The following is a 13,786-nucleotide window of genomic DNA, read 5'->3' as shown; positions in this document are numbered from 1 at the left end:
TCGGCGCGCATGATGCGCAATTGTGTCGCCCACGCCGTCGAATCACACTGAATCGTGAGCACGCCATCGTCGATGCCGACCGGTTCAGAGTGAGCAGCGATATCGACTCCCACCAATTCGGGCCACGCGGTGAGCAACTCGCCACGGGCGAGCGGCGACGTCCACCCGAGGGTGTGGGTTACCGCGTCGAGCACGTCGCCGAGCCCAGAAGGGTCGCGGCCCACACCAAAGGGCGTCGAATCTCCGGGGATGCGCGTGGCACGTTTTCGAGCATCCGTCGACCGCATCGTGGGGTCACCGAACACCCGGCGCAGGCGGCGATAAACAGCGCTCGCTTCTGACTCGGTCGGATCACGATCCGGCGACGTGGCGTCAGAAGGGGGAGTGGTCGTAGCCATTACGAGACATCCACGATCTCACCGGCGGCAATGCCAATGCGGGTCGCCGCAAGCCGGGCGGGAACATCCGCGCCAACAGCAGCGGTGATGAGCACTTGCTCGAAACCGCCGACGGCGTCGGCCAGCCGTTCACGACGACCCTCATCAAGCTCGGCGAATACGTCATCAAGAATCAGCACGGGGTCACCGGCGACTGCTTCGGCGCGCAGCACCTCGGCCGAAGCCAGCTTGAGAGCAAGTGCATACGACCAACTTTCGCCATGACTGGCGTAGCCGCGCGCCGGCAAACCGTTGAGCTCGAGCACGAGATCGTCGCGATGTGGACCAACAAGCGTCACCGCGCGATCAAGTTCAGCTCGACGTCGCTGGGCAAGTCGGCGCCGAAAACGATCGGCAATGGTGTCTGCATCGTCGATGGTTTCGGGCGGCGATGGAAATGATCGGTCGTCATCGTCATCGTCATCGACGCTCAATCGCAGACTCAGTCGTGTGTGATGGTCGTCGCCCGCGACGGCGCTGTACGCGCGCGCCACGTGGGGCCGCATGGCGTCAATGAGCTCTGCACGCGCAACGATCAGTTCTGTGCCGAGACTGACGAGGCGGTCATCCCACACATCGAGAGTGGTCAGACTGTCGGCCGGCAATCGGGATGCTCGGGCGGATTTCAAGAGAGAGTTACGTTGTCGCACCACTCGTTCGTAATCACTCAATACGCTCGCAAACCGCGGCGATCGCTGCACAACGAGAGTGTCGAGAAAAGCTCGTCGCCCGCCCGGGTCACCCCTCACAAGTGATAAGTCTTCGGGCGCAAAAATGACACTCGCAAAGTAGCGAGGAAGTTCGCGTAAGCGAACAGCAGATCGATTGACCTGAGCTCGATTAGGCGACCCTCGATTGAGTTCCACCTCGATGACCACGGCGCGATCATCATGCTGCACGCGCAAGCGCACGACCGCTGAATCAGCACCAAATCTGATCAGCGCGTGGTCATTCGATACACGGTGCGAGGCGGCAGATCCGGCATAGGCGATTGCCTCAACGAGATTGGTCTTTCCTTGCCCGTTGCGACCAACAAACAACACCGCCCCCGGTGCAAGCGCAACATCGGCGCGGGCGTAGTTGCGGAAGTCGGCGAGCGAGAGGTGCGTGACGTGCACGCGCGTTAGCGCAGCAGCAGGTTCGGCTGCAGCAAGTAGCGGTAGTTGTCCGTGCCCGGTTGATCTTTCGATGACTGACTCGTAATGAGAACCGGTCCGGGCTTGTTCGGGTTGTCGGTCTTGGTGAACGACATGCGCACGAACTCACTATGCACGGCAGAGAGCCCATCGATCAAGAATTGTGGCTTGAGCGAGACAGTCGTCTCGCCGCCCGTGACATGAGCATCAATGGTCTCGGACGCTTGAGCGTTCTCTGAGCCGATGGCTTCGAGCGTCAGTCCGTCGTCGGAGAAGCTATAGCGAAGGGCCGCATCCCGTTCGAGTACCAGCTGAACACGACGAGTCGATTCGATGAGGTCAGCGGTGTTCATGACGGCATAGTTCTCGACGGACTCGGGGAAGAGTCGCTTAACGGGCGGGAAGTTGCCCTTGATCAGCAGTGACGTCACCGTCTTCTGATCGGCCGAGAATGCGATGAGTTCGCGATCGCCACCGCTCACGATCGTCACCGTGACCGTCGCGGCGTGGGCAAAGATCTTGCCGATTTCAGAAAGGGTGCGCGAGGGAACGAGTGCCGTGACTCCCTCAGCGACCGCCGACGATTCCCAATCAATCTCACGAACCGCGACGCGGTATCGGTCGGTTGCCACAAGCGACAAGCGGTTGTCGGCGATCTCGAGCTGCACACCCGTGATGACCGGCGTGACATCGTCGCGCGACGCGGCCACGGCAACCTGTGCGACAGCATCGGAGAATGCTTCGCCGGGCAGTACGCCGCTGGGTCCGTCGACGACGGGCAAGCTCGGATACTCCTCAACAGGCATGCTCGACAGAGTGAACCGTGCTGAACCGCAGCGGACCGCGATTTTTCCCTCATCTGTGGCGAACTCGACGGGAGCGTTCGGAAGACGCGATGCGATATCGGCGAGCAACCGACCAGAGACGAGAACGGTGCCATCGTCAGAGACGTCAGCCGTAATGGACGTCTGTGCCGAGACTTCATAGTCGAACGACGACAACGTGACGGTCGACCCCTCGGCCCGCAGCAAGACCCCACTCAAGATGGGCAACGTTGTGCGTTGCGGCAGAAGTTTGACGGCGAACGACACTGCCTCGCTGAACACGTCGCGATTGACCTGGAACTTCACGCGGCTCCCCTTTGGTCGACCTGCCCCGGCACCCGGGGCCTTCCATACTGGCACAGCACGTGTGCGGGCGGTTGACGAGCTCCATCTCTCGAAAAGTTATCTCTCATCAGTCATGAAAGAGAAGAAGAGAACACCATCATTAACCGCTGTTCACAGTGTGAGTAACTGCACGAACGTCCTGAAATCGTGGGGAACTACACGGGTGCAAGATGTGCAGAGTGTGTGGAGAGCCCGTCGGTGTGTCGGGGAGAACCGTGTGCCGGCATCGTCGGCTTTCACACACTGAGCCGACTCGTCAACATTTCATCCCCATACCGATACGGAGTTATCCACAGGCTGTCCCCAGTGTGCGAAACGTGCAATGAAACTGAACGTCTGCTGTGTCGAGGGCACGGAATGCGAGATCGATTTACCCGTAGCGGTGGTTTTGTTTGATGCGGCTCGTGAGCTCCGTGACCTGGTTGTAGATCGAGCGACGCTCTTTCATCAGGTCACTGATCTTCTTGTTCGCGTACATCACCGTCGTGTGATCGCGGTTTCCGAACAGCTGCCCGATTTTGGGTAGTGACAGATTCGTCAGCTCGCGGCAGAGGTACATGGCGATCTGTCGAGCGGTGGCGACGGCTTGTGATCGCGATGACCCATACAAGTCATCGACCGTCAGCTTGAAGTACGCCGCGGTGTGATTGATGATGTCGACCGGTGCAATGACGTTGTCTTCGTCAAGAGTGATGAGATCTTTGAGCACTGTCTGAACGAGCTGCATGTCGACCGGCGTGCGGTTCAGATTGGCGAACGCGGTAACGCGAATGAGTGTTCCTTCGAGCTCGCGGATGTTGCTCGAGACCTTCGAAGCGATGTACTCGAGTACGTCATCCCGAACCTGAAGCTTGTCGTTTTGCGCTTTCTTGCGCAGGATCGCGATGCGCGTCTCGAGGTCGGGCGCTTGCACGTCGGTAATGAGACCCCACTCGAACCGGCTGCGCATGCGATCTTCGAAACCCGTGAGGTGTTTGGGCGGCAGGTCGCTCGTGATGACGACCTGTTTGTTGTGGTCGTGCAGCGTATTGAAGGTGTGGAAGAAGGCCTCTTGCGTCGAGTCTTTGCCTTGCAAGAACTGGATGTCGTCAATCAGCAAGATGTCGATCTCGCGATACCGCGATTGAAAGAGGCTCGCTCGGTTGTTGGCGATGGAGTTGATGAAGTCGTTCGTGAATTCTTCTGAACTGACGTAGCGAACGCGGATGCCCGGGTAGAGGCTTTCGGCGTAGTGACCGATGGCGTGCAGCAAGTGAGTTTTGCCGAGCCCTGACTCGCCATAGATGAAGAGCGGGTTATAGGCCTTGGCGGGAGCTTCGGCCACGGCAACGGCCGCCGCGTGAGCGAATCGGTTGGATCCACCGATGACGAAGTTGTCGAAGCTGTACTTGTCGTTGAGCCGACTGTCGCCTCGTCGTCCCGACGCGTCGGTGGTCGCCGGCGCGACACTCTGCTCGATATACGACGGACTCTGGTCCATCGGTTCGTTGGTGCTGTCGAGTTCTTCATTGCTGATCTCGGGATTCACGACGATCGCAAAGCTCGACACCGTTTCTCCGGCCACCGTCGTCAGCGCACTGAGCAGAGGTAAACGGATGCGCTGCTCGAGCATGCCGCGCGTCAGCTCGTTGGGCCCCTCGAGGTAGAAGGTGCCGGCCATGACGCCACGCGGCTCGACGAGGTTGATGAACCCGTGAAGTTGTGGCGTGATTCGATCGTCAGCGGTGAGCACTGCCTTCACCGACTCCCACAGATCGTGCGGGGAATCGGTTTCGTCGGGCATTGCGTGGCTCCTTTGATGAATCACGGGCGCCGCCAGGCAGTGGACGCCGCTGTGGATAACTGGTCGATGCGCCCGGAGTCGGGCCTCGAGAAGACTGGTGCCTACTGTAATCCGACGCGGCGCGTCGTTACCAACGCTCTCTGCACATCATGTGGATAATGCGCCGGCGGGTTATGGCGGTTTGACCGCGGCATGGTCGGGACCTATTGTTAACCGGTTGACTTCTGTCCGGACCTGAATCGCAGCGATCGGACATCCGAGTTTCGTCGTCGCTGGCCCACAGGGCCGAGGAGAGAACCATGACCAAGCGCACCTTCCAGCCGAACAACCGCCGCCGCGCGAAGGTTCACGGCTTCCGTCTGCGCATGCGCACTCGCGCTGGCCGCGCCATCCTGGCCGCGCGCCGTCGCAAGGGCCGCAGCGAACTTTCCGCTTAAGCACGCCGGTGCTCCCGCGAGCTCACCGGGTCGTCCAGGGTGACGATTTCCGGCGGGCTGTGCGCCGTGGTCGGCGAATCAGCTCACCCCATGCCGTTCTGTATCGACTCGTCGGCGAAGACGATGGGCCACGCTTCGGTGTGATCGTGTCGAAGCAGGTCGGCGGCGCGGTGGTTCGAAACCGTATTCGCCGGCGCATTCTGTCGATCTGTGCCAGTGCCCTCACCGAGGTTCCCACCTCGGACCTCATCGTCATTCGTGCTCTTCCGGGTGCACATGAGGCCTCGTGGGATACCCTGCGGACGGAGATCAGCGATGGATTGCGACGGGCGGTGACGGCTTCATGAACGACACAATCGTTCGGGGTGCCCGCACGGTTGCGCTCATTCCCCGCAACGCGGTCGTCATGGTGTTGCGTGCATACCGAGCCGTGATCTCCCCGCTCTACGGGGACGTCTGTCGCTACTACCCCAGTTGCTCTGCCTACGCACTCGGTTCAGTTCAAGAACACGGTGTCGTCAAGGGCGGGTGGCTGGCGACACGTCGACTTGCTCGATGCCACCCGTGGGCAGAGGGCGGAATCGATGATTGGCCCGTGAAAGAGAACTCCCCCTATCGGCGAACCCGCTGGGGCCTGATCGTGCTCGAGAGAAAGGCATAACCCGCCACCATGGATATCTTCGCCATCATCCTCTGGCCCATCAAATGGGCGATCGAGGCGATCCTCGTGGGCTTCCTCACGCTGTTCACGGCGATCGGTCTAGAGAGCGCCGCCGGTCTGACCTGGGTGCTGTCGATTGCGGGTCTTGTCGTCGTCGTGCGTGCGGCGCTCATCCCAATCTTTGTGCGCCAGATTCAGAACCAGCGCAAGATGCTCGAGATCTCTCCTGACCTCAAGAAGATCCAAGACAAGTACCGCGGCAAGCGCGATCAGTTCTCGCGCGAAGCCATGTCGCGCGAGACGATGGCCCTCTACAAGAAGCACGGCACGAACCCGCTCTCGTCGTGCTTGCCGATCCTGTTGCAGATGCCGATCTTCTTCGGGCTCTTCTCGGTGCTCAACAGCTCGTTCAACGGGCTCTCTGGTGTGGGCCTTCTGAACGAAGAACTGTCGGCAGAGTTTGGTCGCGCGACGCTCTTTGGCATTGCCCCCCTCGGATCAACCATGGTCAACAACGGCGGAAACGTGTGGGTCATCGTGATCGCCGCCGTGCTCATCGTGCTCATGACCGCGTCGCAGTTCATCACGCAGTTGCAGATCATGTCGAAGAACCAGAGCCCCGAGATGAAGGCCTCGCCGATGTACCGGCAGCAGCGCATCTTGCTCTACATCCTTCCCGTGGTCTTCTTGTTCTCGGGCGTCGCCTTCCCCCTCGGCGTGATGTTCTACTGGTTCGTCTCGAACATCTGGACGATGGTGCAGCAGTTCATCGTCATTCGGAACATGCCGACTCCGGGTAGCGAAGCGGCATTGGCGCGCGAAGCACGACTCGCCAAGAAGCGCCAGCGCAAGGGCATCGTTGATGAGGAGCCAGAGGGCACCGTGATCGAGGAGCCGAAGAAGGCGCAGCGCCAGCAGCCGGTCAGCAAGAACCGCGCGAAGAAGAAGGGTGGTCGCTGACCATGACCGAGACCGTAGATAACCTGCTCGAGCCAGAGGTCAGCGAAACCGTCGACGTTGTCGCCGGCGACGACACGAGTGTGGTTGACGAAGGCGACATTGCCGCCGACTACCTCGAAGAGCTCCTTGACCTCGCCGACCTCGATGGTGACATCGAAATCACGGCGCGGGCGGGTCGCATCTATCTCGCGATTGAGGCAGAAGAACCGGATGCTCTCCGCACGCTCTCGAAGCCAGACACGGTCGCGGCGCTGCAAGAGCTCACGCGGCTCGCTGTGCACGCTCGCACGGGCGAGTTCTCGCGGCTCATCCTTGACATCGCGGGCTCGCGCGACGCTCGGGCTGATGAGCTCCAGCGCTTGGTTGACCGCGCGGTAGAGCGCATCGAGGCAGGAGCCGCGTCAGCAGCCCTCCCGCCCATGTCGAGCTACGAGCGCAAGCTTGTTCATGATCTCGTCGGCGAGCGAGGGTTCACCTCGGAGTCGGAGGGCGAGGGCGCCGAGCGCCACACTGTCATCCGTCGTGGCTGACGACTCCCCCACTGTTTCACGTGAAACATTCGGGCCTCGGGAGCCTGCTGCGGTGATTGAGCCGGAGCCAGCCGGCGCGGCGCTCGTCTTTGGCGAGCATCTTGACCGCGCACGTCAGTTCACGGCCGATCTTGCCCAGCACGGCGAAACCCTCGGGCTCATTGGTCCCCTCGAAGCAGCGCGTCTCTGGTCTCGCCACATCATCAACTGCGGGGTCGTTGCGCCTTATCTGACCTCCGGGGGTCGGGTCGCCGACGTGGGCAGCGGAGCCGGGCTTCCGGGTCTCGTGCTGGCCATTGCCCGCCCGGATGTTCAGCTCACGCTGATTGAGCCGATGGAACGTCGCACCGATTGGTTGCGAGACGAGAGCGAGCGGCTGGGCCTCGCGAACGTCACGGTGGTTCGCGCGCGTGCGGAAGACGCTGTGGCCTCCGGTCCCTTTGACCAGGTGACCGCACGCGCCGTGAGTGCGCTCGCCAAACTTGTTCCGCTCACCGCTCCCCTTGTTCGTCCCGGTGGTGAGCTGATCTTCTTGAAGGGATCCCGCATCACCGACGAGATGGCGGCCGCGACAACAGTGCTCCGCCGCTACCGCGTGAGTGGCGGTGAGGTGCTTGAGCTCGGTGAGGGCATCGTGCCGGAAGTGACTCGGCTGTTTCGGGCTACAGTAGGCGGGGCATCCTGACGCTCTGCGGTCGTTGACGGCGGTGCGGATGCTCGCACGGCGTCGCCTCGAGACGCCCGTTTCACGTGAAACATTCGAGCAGGAGGCTCACTAGTGACGACCCAGGGACCGTACGACGAGACCACGCCGTTGGCGCGTGAGGTCGCCGAGATCACTCGTCGCCGCATTGCCCTCGATGCCACGACGCTGCCGTTGCCGTCGTCGACCCGCGTCTTCACCGTGTCGAATCAAAAGGGCGGCGTGGGTAAGACGACGACGACCGTGAACCTTGCTGCGGCATTGGCCCGCTCTGGCGCGCGCGTGCTCGTCATCGACCTTGACCCGCAAGGCAACGCATCCACCGCTCTGGGTGTTGAGCACCGGGCGGAGACCCCCAGTGTGTACGACGTGGTCGTGGGTGATGTCGCGCTGGCCGATGTCGTGCAGAAGAGTCCCGAGTTCGCTCAGCTGTATTGCGTTCCCGCCACGATCCACCTCGCCGGTGCCGAGATCGAGTTGGTGTCGCTCGTGGCTCGCGAGCAGCGCTTGCGCACGGCCCTCGACGCATTTCTCTCGGCGAGTGACGAACCGTTCCACTACGTGTTCATTGACTGCCCGCCGTCGCTCGGTCTCTTGACGATCAACGCCTTCGTTGCCGCGCGCGAAGTGCTCATTCCGATCCAGTGCGAGTACTACGCGCTGGAGGGACTCAGCCAGTTGCTCAACAGCATCCAGCTCATTGAGCGGCACTTGAACCCGCAACTGCGGGTTTCCACGATCTTGCTGACGATGTACGACTCGCGCACGAACCTGGCCAATCAGGTGGTCGATGACGTGCGCGAGCACTTCCCCCAGCAGGTCTTGACCACGGTCATCCCTCGATCGGTGCGCATCAGTGAGGCGCCCAGCTATGGCCAGAGCGTCATCAGCTACGACGAGGGATCACCCGGCTCGCTCTCGTACCTCGAGGCTGCCGCCGAGATCGCACACCGCGGGGTGACCGCGTAATGGCTCAGAAGCGCACCGGCCTGGGTCGCGGCATCGGCGCCCTCATTCCTACCGGCGAGGGCGAGCGCCCCGTCGACGTGTTCTTTCCTGCCCCGGCGACGACCGAGGGCGAAGAGCTCGCGGTCGTGCCCGGTGCTCGGCTCGCAGCGATCGCCCCGAGTGACATCGTGCCGAACCCGCAGCAGCCGCGCACCGAGTTCCGCGAAGAAGAACTGGCCGAACTCGTGCACTCGGTTCGCGAGTTCGGGGTGCTGCAACCCATCGTGGTGCGCGAGCGTGCGGGCGCCCGGGCCGGTGAGCCCGCCTATGAGTTGATCATGGGCGAGCGGCGCTTGCGGGCATCCACGATCGCCGGCCTCGAGGCCATTCCCGCGATCGTGCGCAATACGAGTGACGACAACATGCTGCGGGATGCCCTGCTCGAGAACCTGCACCGTGCCCAGCTCAACGCTCTCGAAGAGGCGAGCGCGTACCAGCAGTTGCTCGAAGACTTCGGCATCACGCAAGAGCAGCTTGCCGAGCGCCTCGGGCGGTCGCGCCCGCAGATCACGAACACCCTGCGCTTGCTCAAGCTTCCGCCTCAGGTGCAAGCGCGGGTCGCCGCGGGGGTGCTCACACCGGGCCACGCGCGTGCGATTCTCGCCGCAGGCAGCACGCCGGCGATGCTCAAGCTCTCCGACAAGATCGTCAACGAAGAGTTGTCGGTGCGCCAGGCTGAGGCCGCGGCAGCGCTGTTGAGCGGGTCGGGCCCACGAGTACCTGTTGCGAGGAAGCCCACGGCAGGGTCTCGCCAGGGTCAACTCAACGAGATCGCCGAGCGACTGGGTGACCGCCTTGACACTCGCGTCACGATCACGCTGGGTCAGAAGAAGGGCACGATCGTCATCGACTTCGCCACCATTGGCGACCTCAACCGCATTGTGGCGGAGTTGGGTGATGACGGCTTTCGCTGAGTGGGGGCGCGTCTAGGCGCGAGTGTCACGCACTGCGGCTTGAGCGAGCTCGGCGTAGACCCATCCGACGTCGTGCCCCGCGGCTTCGAGCGCGAGCGCGAACGTTGAGGTCTCGGTGAGGCCGGGCATGACGCTCGCTTCGAGAAACCACGGAGTGCCGGCACCGTCGATGATCAGGTCGATGCGGCTGATGTGGCGCAGGCCGAGCGCTCGGTGCGCCGCGAGAGCCACCTCGGTGGCGCGAGCGGCCGTGGCGTCGTCGATTCGGGCGGGAGCATAGAAGCGCGTCTCTCCGGCGTTGTAGCGGGCCTCAAAGCCGTACACGCCCGATAGAGGCTCGATCTCAACTGCCGGCAGGGCGACGGGTCCATCACCCGTATCGATGATGCCAATGGCGACCTCGACACCCGTGATGCGCTGTTCGATCAGAGCGACATCGCAGTAGGTGAAGGCGAGCACCATGGCGCGACGCAGTTCGTCGTCGGTGTCGACGAGGCTGACGCCTTGGGCTGAGCCGCCTTGAGCCGGCTTGACGGCGACGGGCGGAGGCAGCTCTCCCCGGACCACCGACAACACACTTTCGGCACCGAGCTCACGAAACGCATCGCGCGTCAGGGCGATCGAGTGCGGTGTCGGTACCCCGGCACGCTCAACGATCGTCTTGGCGCGCGGCTTGTCCCATGCGAGGCGCGTCGAGCTGGCCGACGAGCCGACATACGGCAGTCCGAGAAACTCGAGCAGGCTGCGCAGCGCGCCGTCTTCACCGCTCGCGCCGTGCAGCGTCGGCCACACGACGTCAGGACGATCGGCCAGCAGTGCAGGCAACAGAGCCGCATCCGGGTCGAGCAGGGTCACGTCGAGCCCGTGGGCGGCGAGCCCATCGGCGACGCGACGCCCCGACTTGAGCGAGATGTCGCGTTCGTGCGAGATGCCGCCGGCAAGCACGGCGACGCGCTGAGCGGGAGAGGGAGCGGTGTGGTCAATCATGAGCGCGGCATCCGTCGTCAAGAAAGGAAGGGATCAAGAAAGGTTGGGCGGCGGGCTCGCCACATGCGGGTCATAGGCGGGCACAGCGATGGGCCCCGTGGTCGCGAACGTCTCGAGCAGTTCTTGCTCGCCCCGCACGACGGTGGCAAGGCGACGGATGCCCTCGCGCACTTCAGCGGGTGGCGGGTAGCAGAATGCGAGTCGCAAGTGCCCGCGGCCCGAGCCATCGGCGAAGAAGGCGGTGCCCGGCGTGTAGGCCACGAGCTCTTTCACGGCGCGCGGCAACATGGCCTTCGAGTCGAGGCCTTCGGTGAGGGTGACCCAGACGTAGAAGCCGCCGTTGGGAACCGTCCACGTCAGGTCGGGCAGGTATTGCTCGAGCGCCTCGATCATGGCGTCACGGCGCTCGCGGTAGAGGGTGCGGAACACGTCGATCTGGCCGCGCCAGTCTGCCTTGTCGAGGTAGTCGCTGATGACCATCTGGTTGAGCGAGCTGGGGCTGAGGATGGCCGCCTCGGCCGCAAGCACGAGTTTTTCTCGAATAGCGTGGGGAGCAAGAGCCCACCCGACTCGGAAGCCCGGAGCCAGCGTCTTCGAGAACGAGCCCAGGTAGACGATGCCGTCGGTCTCGACACTGCGCATGGCCGCGGGTGCCGGGCGGTCGAACCACAACAGACCGTAGGGGTTGTCTTCGAGAATGAGGATGCCCGCCGACCGCGCGATGTCGATGATCTCGAGGCGGCGCTCGCTCGAGAGCGTCACGCCCGCGGGATTGTGGAAGTTGGGAATCAGGTAGAGCAGCTTGAGTCGCTTGCCCGCCGCGCGCAGTGACTGGATGCGCTCGGTGAGGGCCGCGGGGATCATGCCGTCGGCATCCATCGCAATGTGCGCGACTTCGGCCTGGTACGAGCGGAAGATCCCCATGGCGCCGACGTACGACGGCGACTCGGCGAGCACGACATCGCCCGGGTCGAGGAAGAGCTTGGCGACGAGGTCGAGGGCCTGCTGCGAGCCCGTCGTGACGACGAGGTCGTCAACGCCCGCGCGAATGCCCTCGAGCGCCATGATCTCGAGGATGTGCTCACGCAATTCGGGCGTGCCCTGGCCCGAGCCGTATTGAAGTGCCGCGGGGCCGCGGTCGCGCATGACGCGCTCCATCGATTCGGTCACGGTGGCGAGCGGCAGGGCCGAGACGTAGGGCATGCCACCCGCGAGCGAGACGACTTCGGGGCGTGAGGCCACGGCGAACAACGCGCGCACTTCGGAGGCGCTCAGGCCGGACGTGCGCGCGGCATAGTGCCCGTACCACGGGTCGAGGTTGGTGCCCTCGCGGGAGATCGTCATGCTGTGCCCGTTCTGGATGGTCGGCGTGCCACCAGTGCAGAGCGCCGTCCCGGCCGCTCCCCCAGAGCACGTGGGTTCAAGAATACGGGCCGAATGCCGAGAAGCCCGCCCCCCGGTGTGGGGACGGTCTTCTCGGCGGTGAATCTCTTAGGCCAAGAACTCGGCCAGGTCGGCCTCGAGCGCAGGCTTGGGCTTGGCGCCGATCACGGTCTTCACGACCTCGCCGCCGCGGAAGACCTTCATCGCGGGAATCGACGTGATCTGGTACTTCATGGCCGTCTCGGGGTTGGCGTCGACGTCGAGCTTGACGATTTCCAGCTTGTCGGGGTGCTCGGCAGCGATCGCGTCGAGGATCGGGGAGACGGCGCGGCACGGACCACACCACTCGGCCCAGAAGTCGACCATGATCGTCTTCTCGTTCTTCAGAACCTCGGCCTCAAAGGTGGCGTCGGTCACATCGCGCGTGCTCATGGGTTCTCCTTGTGTCAGGTGGTCAGATTAGGCCGACGCGGTGGCCGCAGCGCGGCTGGCGTCGTGAATGGTCTCGAGGTAGTGCTGGGCGTCGAGGGCCGCCACCGTGCCGCTGCCGGCCGCAGTAATGGCCTGCTTGTAGGTCGGGTCGACCACATCACCCGCGGCGAAGACGCCGGGGAGGCTCGTGCGTGATGAGCGGCCATCCACGGCAATCGTGCCCTGCTCGGTGAGCTCGAGCACGCCGTGCACGAGGTGGGTGCGCGGGTCGGCGCCGATCGCCACGAACACGCCCTGCACGTCGAGCACACGCTGCTCGCCCGTGACGGTGTCGACGATGCCGATGCCACTCACGAGGTCAGCCCCGAGGATCTGCTCGACGCGCGCATTCATGATGAACTCGATCTTCTCGTCGGCCTTCGCACGATCGATCATGGCGGCGGATGCTCGGAAGTTCTCGCTGCGGTGAATCAGGTAGACCTTGTCGACGAAGCGCGTGAGAAAGGTGGCTTCTTCCATCGCCGAGTCACCGCCGCCGATCACGGCGACGGTTTTCTGCCGGAAGAATGCTCCGTCACACGTGGCACACCACGAGACGCCGTAGCCGCTCAAGCGGTCTTCGTCGGGCAGGCCGAGCTTGCGGTAGGCCGAGCCGGTGGCATATATCACGGCGTGCGCTTCGTGCCGCTCACCGTTGCCGAGCGTGACGGCCTTGACCGGCCCGTCGAGCTCGAGCGACACGACGTCGTCATAGACGATCTCAGCACCAAACTTTTCGGCCTGTTGCTGCATGCGCATCATGAGGTCGGGGCCCATGATGCCGTCGGGGAAGCCGGGGAAGTTCTCGACCTCGGTGGTCTTCATGAGCTCACCACCAAATTCCACCGAGCTCGCGATCACAAGCGGAGAAAGGTTGGCGCGCGCAGCGTAAATGGCGGCGGTGTAGCCCGCCGGGCCCGAGCCGATGATGATGACGTGACGCATGGAATTCCTCACGAGGTCGTCGATGGCGAAGTGCGGTCGACAGAAGCAGTAACCCAGCATAGGGCGCGGCTATTCCGCGCCCCGGGGAGTTCACCGAGCGTTCACGCGTGCCGCGGTTGACGCCTAGCTGTAACGACCCGGGACGTTGTGAACGTGTGAAGTAGCGAAGACCTCCGGAACGATGTGGGTATCTGACAACTCGCATCGAGACCGGAGGTCTTCGTGGTTCACGCTAATGCCGATCTGACACCGAAAGGGCGTC

Annotated in this window: 16 protein-coding genes; 8 read left to right on the top strand and 8 right to left on the bottom strand. The window is 63.3% G+C overall.

Going from position 1 to position 13,786, the window contains the following annotated elements; genetic code table 11:
- The 4 genes from SFU54_RS03255 to dnaA all read right to left on the bottom strand — a co-directional run.
- Positions 1–398, bottom strand: a 398-nt coding sequence (locus tag SFU54_RS03255) for a DUF721 domain-containing protein (RefSeq protein WP_319014882.1), incomplete at its 3' end; no start/stop codon positions are given.
- Positions 398–1,555: a DNA replication/repair protein RecF gene (gene recF, locus SFU54_RS03250; protein WP_319014881.1), complete on the bottom strand. Its 1,158-nt coding sequence runs from the start codon at positions 1,553–1,555 to the stop codon at positions 398–400. The genes recF and SFU54_RS03255, both read right to left, overlap by 1 nt.
- 5 nt (positions 1,556–1,560) lie before the next feature.
- Positions 1,561–2,703, bottom strand: a complete 1,143-nt coding sequence (gene dnaN / locus SFU54_RS03245) for a DNA polymerase III subunit beta (protein WP_319014880.1) — start codon at positions 2,701–2,703, stop codon at positions 1,561–1,563.
- 409 nt (positions 2,704–3,112) lie between these two features.
- Positions 3,113–4,525 (bottom strand): chromosomal replication initiator protein DnaA, encoded by a 1,413-nt coding sequence (dnaA, locus tag SFU54_RS03240; RefSeq protein ID WP_319014879.1) that lies wholly within the window; start codon positions 4,523–4,525, stop codon positions 3,113–3,115.
- 299 nt (positions 4,526–4,824) lie between these two features.
- Here dnaA and rpmH point away from each other — a divergent pair, with 299 nt between their 5' ends.
- The 8 genes from rpmH to SFU54_RS03200 all read left to right on the top strand — a co-directional run bounded on the left by rpmH (position 4,825) and on the right by SFU54_RS03200 (position 9,738).
- A complete protein-coding gene (gene rpmH, locus SFU54_RS03235; RefSeq protein ID WP_120789077.1) occupies positions 4,825–4,962 on the top strand; it encodes a 50S ribosomal protein L34 in 138 nt (45 codons plus the stop codon).
- Between the two features lie 8 nt (positions 4,963–4,970).
- Positions 4,971–5,309 carry a ribonuclease P protein component gene (gene rnpA, locus SFU54_RS03230; protein ID WP_319014878.1) on the top strand — a complete coding sequence of 113 codons (339 nt, stop codon included), beginning with the start codon at positions 4,971–4,973 and terminating at the stop codon, positions 5,307–5,309.
- Complete coding sequence (yidD, locus tag SFU54_RS03225) at positions 5,249–5,623, top strand: membrane protein insertion efficiency factor YidD (RefSeq protein ID WP_413466551.1); 375 nt, start codon at positions 5,249–5,251, stop codon at positions 5,621–5,623. Before rnpA ends, yidD begins: the two co-directional genes overlap by 61 nt.
- A 9-nt stretch (positions 5,624–5,632) precedes the next feature.
- Positions 5,633–6,583 carry a membrane protein insertase YidC gene (yidC, locus tag SFU54_RS03220; protein ID WP_319014876.1) on the top strand — a complete coding sequence of 317 codons (951 nt, stop codon included), beginning with the start codon at positions 5,633–5,635 and terminating at the stop codon, positions 6,581–6,583.
- A 2-nt stretch (positions 6,584–6,585) separates the two neighbouring features.
- Positions 6,586–7,113, top strand: a complete 528-nt coding sequence (locus SFU54_RS03215) for a protein jag (protein WP_319014875.1) — start codon at positions 6,586–6,588, stop codon at positions 7,111–7,113.
- A 52-nt stretch (positions 7,114–7,165) separates the two neighbouring features.
- Positions 7,166–7,798: a 16S rRNA (guanine(527)-N(7))-methyltransferase RsmG gene (gene rsmG / locus SFU54_RS03210; protein ID WP_319014874.1), complete on the top strand. Its 633-nt coding sequence runs from the start codon at positions 7,166–7,168 to the stop codon at positions 7,796–7,798.
- A 93-nt stretch (positions 7,799–7,891) separates the two neighbouring features.
- A complete protein-coding gene (locus tag SFU54_RS03205; protein ID WP_319014873.1) occupies positions 7,892–8,785 on the top strand; it encodes a ParA family protein in 894 nt (297 codons plus the stop codon).
- Positions 8,785–9,738: a ParB/RepB/Spo0J family partition protein gene (locus SFU54_RS03200; protein ID WP_319014872.1), complete on the top strand. Its 954-nt coding sequence runs from the start codon at positions 8,785–8,787 to the stop codon at positions 9,736–9,738. The genes SFU54_RS03205 and SFU54_RS03200 overlap by 1 nt, the downstream gene beginning before the upstream one ends.
- Positions 9,739–9,750: 12 nt before the next feature.
- Here the strand turns inward: SFU54_RS03200 and SFU54_RS03195 are convergent, their stop codons facing one another.
- The 4 genes from SFU54_RS03195 to trxB form a co-directional block, all read right to left on the bottom strand.
- Positions 9,751–10,725, bottom strand: coding sequence for a D-alanine--D-alanine ligase (locus tag SFU54_RS03195; RefSeq protein ID WP_319014871.1), 975 nt, complete (start codon positions 10,723–10,725; stop codon positions 9,751–9,753).
- Between the two features lie 33 nt (positions 10,726–10,758).
- On the bottom strand, positions 10,759–12,069 hold the full coding sequence (locus tag SFU54_RS03190) for a PLP-dependent aminotransferase family protein (protein ID WP_319014870.1): 1,311 nt from the start codon (positions 12,067–12,069) through the stop codon (positions 10,759–10,761).
- Between the two features lie 147 nt (positions 12,070–12,216).
- Positions 12,217–12,540 carry a thioredoxin gene (gene trxA, locus SFU54_RS03185; RefSeq protein WP_319014869.1) on the bottom strand — a complete coding sequence of 108 codons (324 nt, stop codon included), beginning with the start codon at positions 12,538–12,540 and terminating at the stop codon, positions 12,217–12,219.
- A 27-nt stretch (positions 12,541–12,567) separates the two neighbouring features.
- Entirely contained in the window at positions 12,568–13,524 is a 957-nt protein-coding gene (gene trxB / locus SFU54_RS03180; protein WP_319014868.1) for a thioredoxin-disulfide reductase, read from the bottom strand.
- Positions 13,525–13,786 lie beyond the last annotated feature (262 nt).

Origin of the sequence: Microcella sp. (genome assembly GCF_033763155.1) — a bacterium.
GTDB lineage: Bacteria > Actinomycetota > Actinomycetes > Actinomycetales > Microbacteriaceae > Microcella.
Note: the sequence above shows the minus strand (reverse complement) of the source record. Positions and strands in the feature narration are given on the sequence as shown.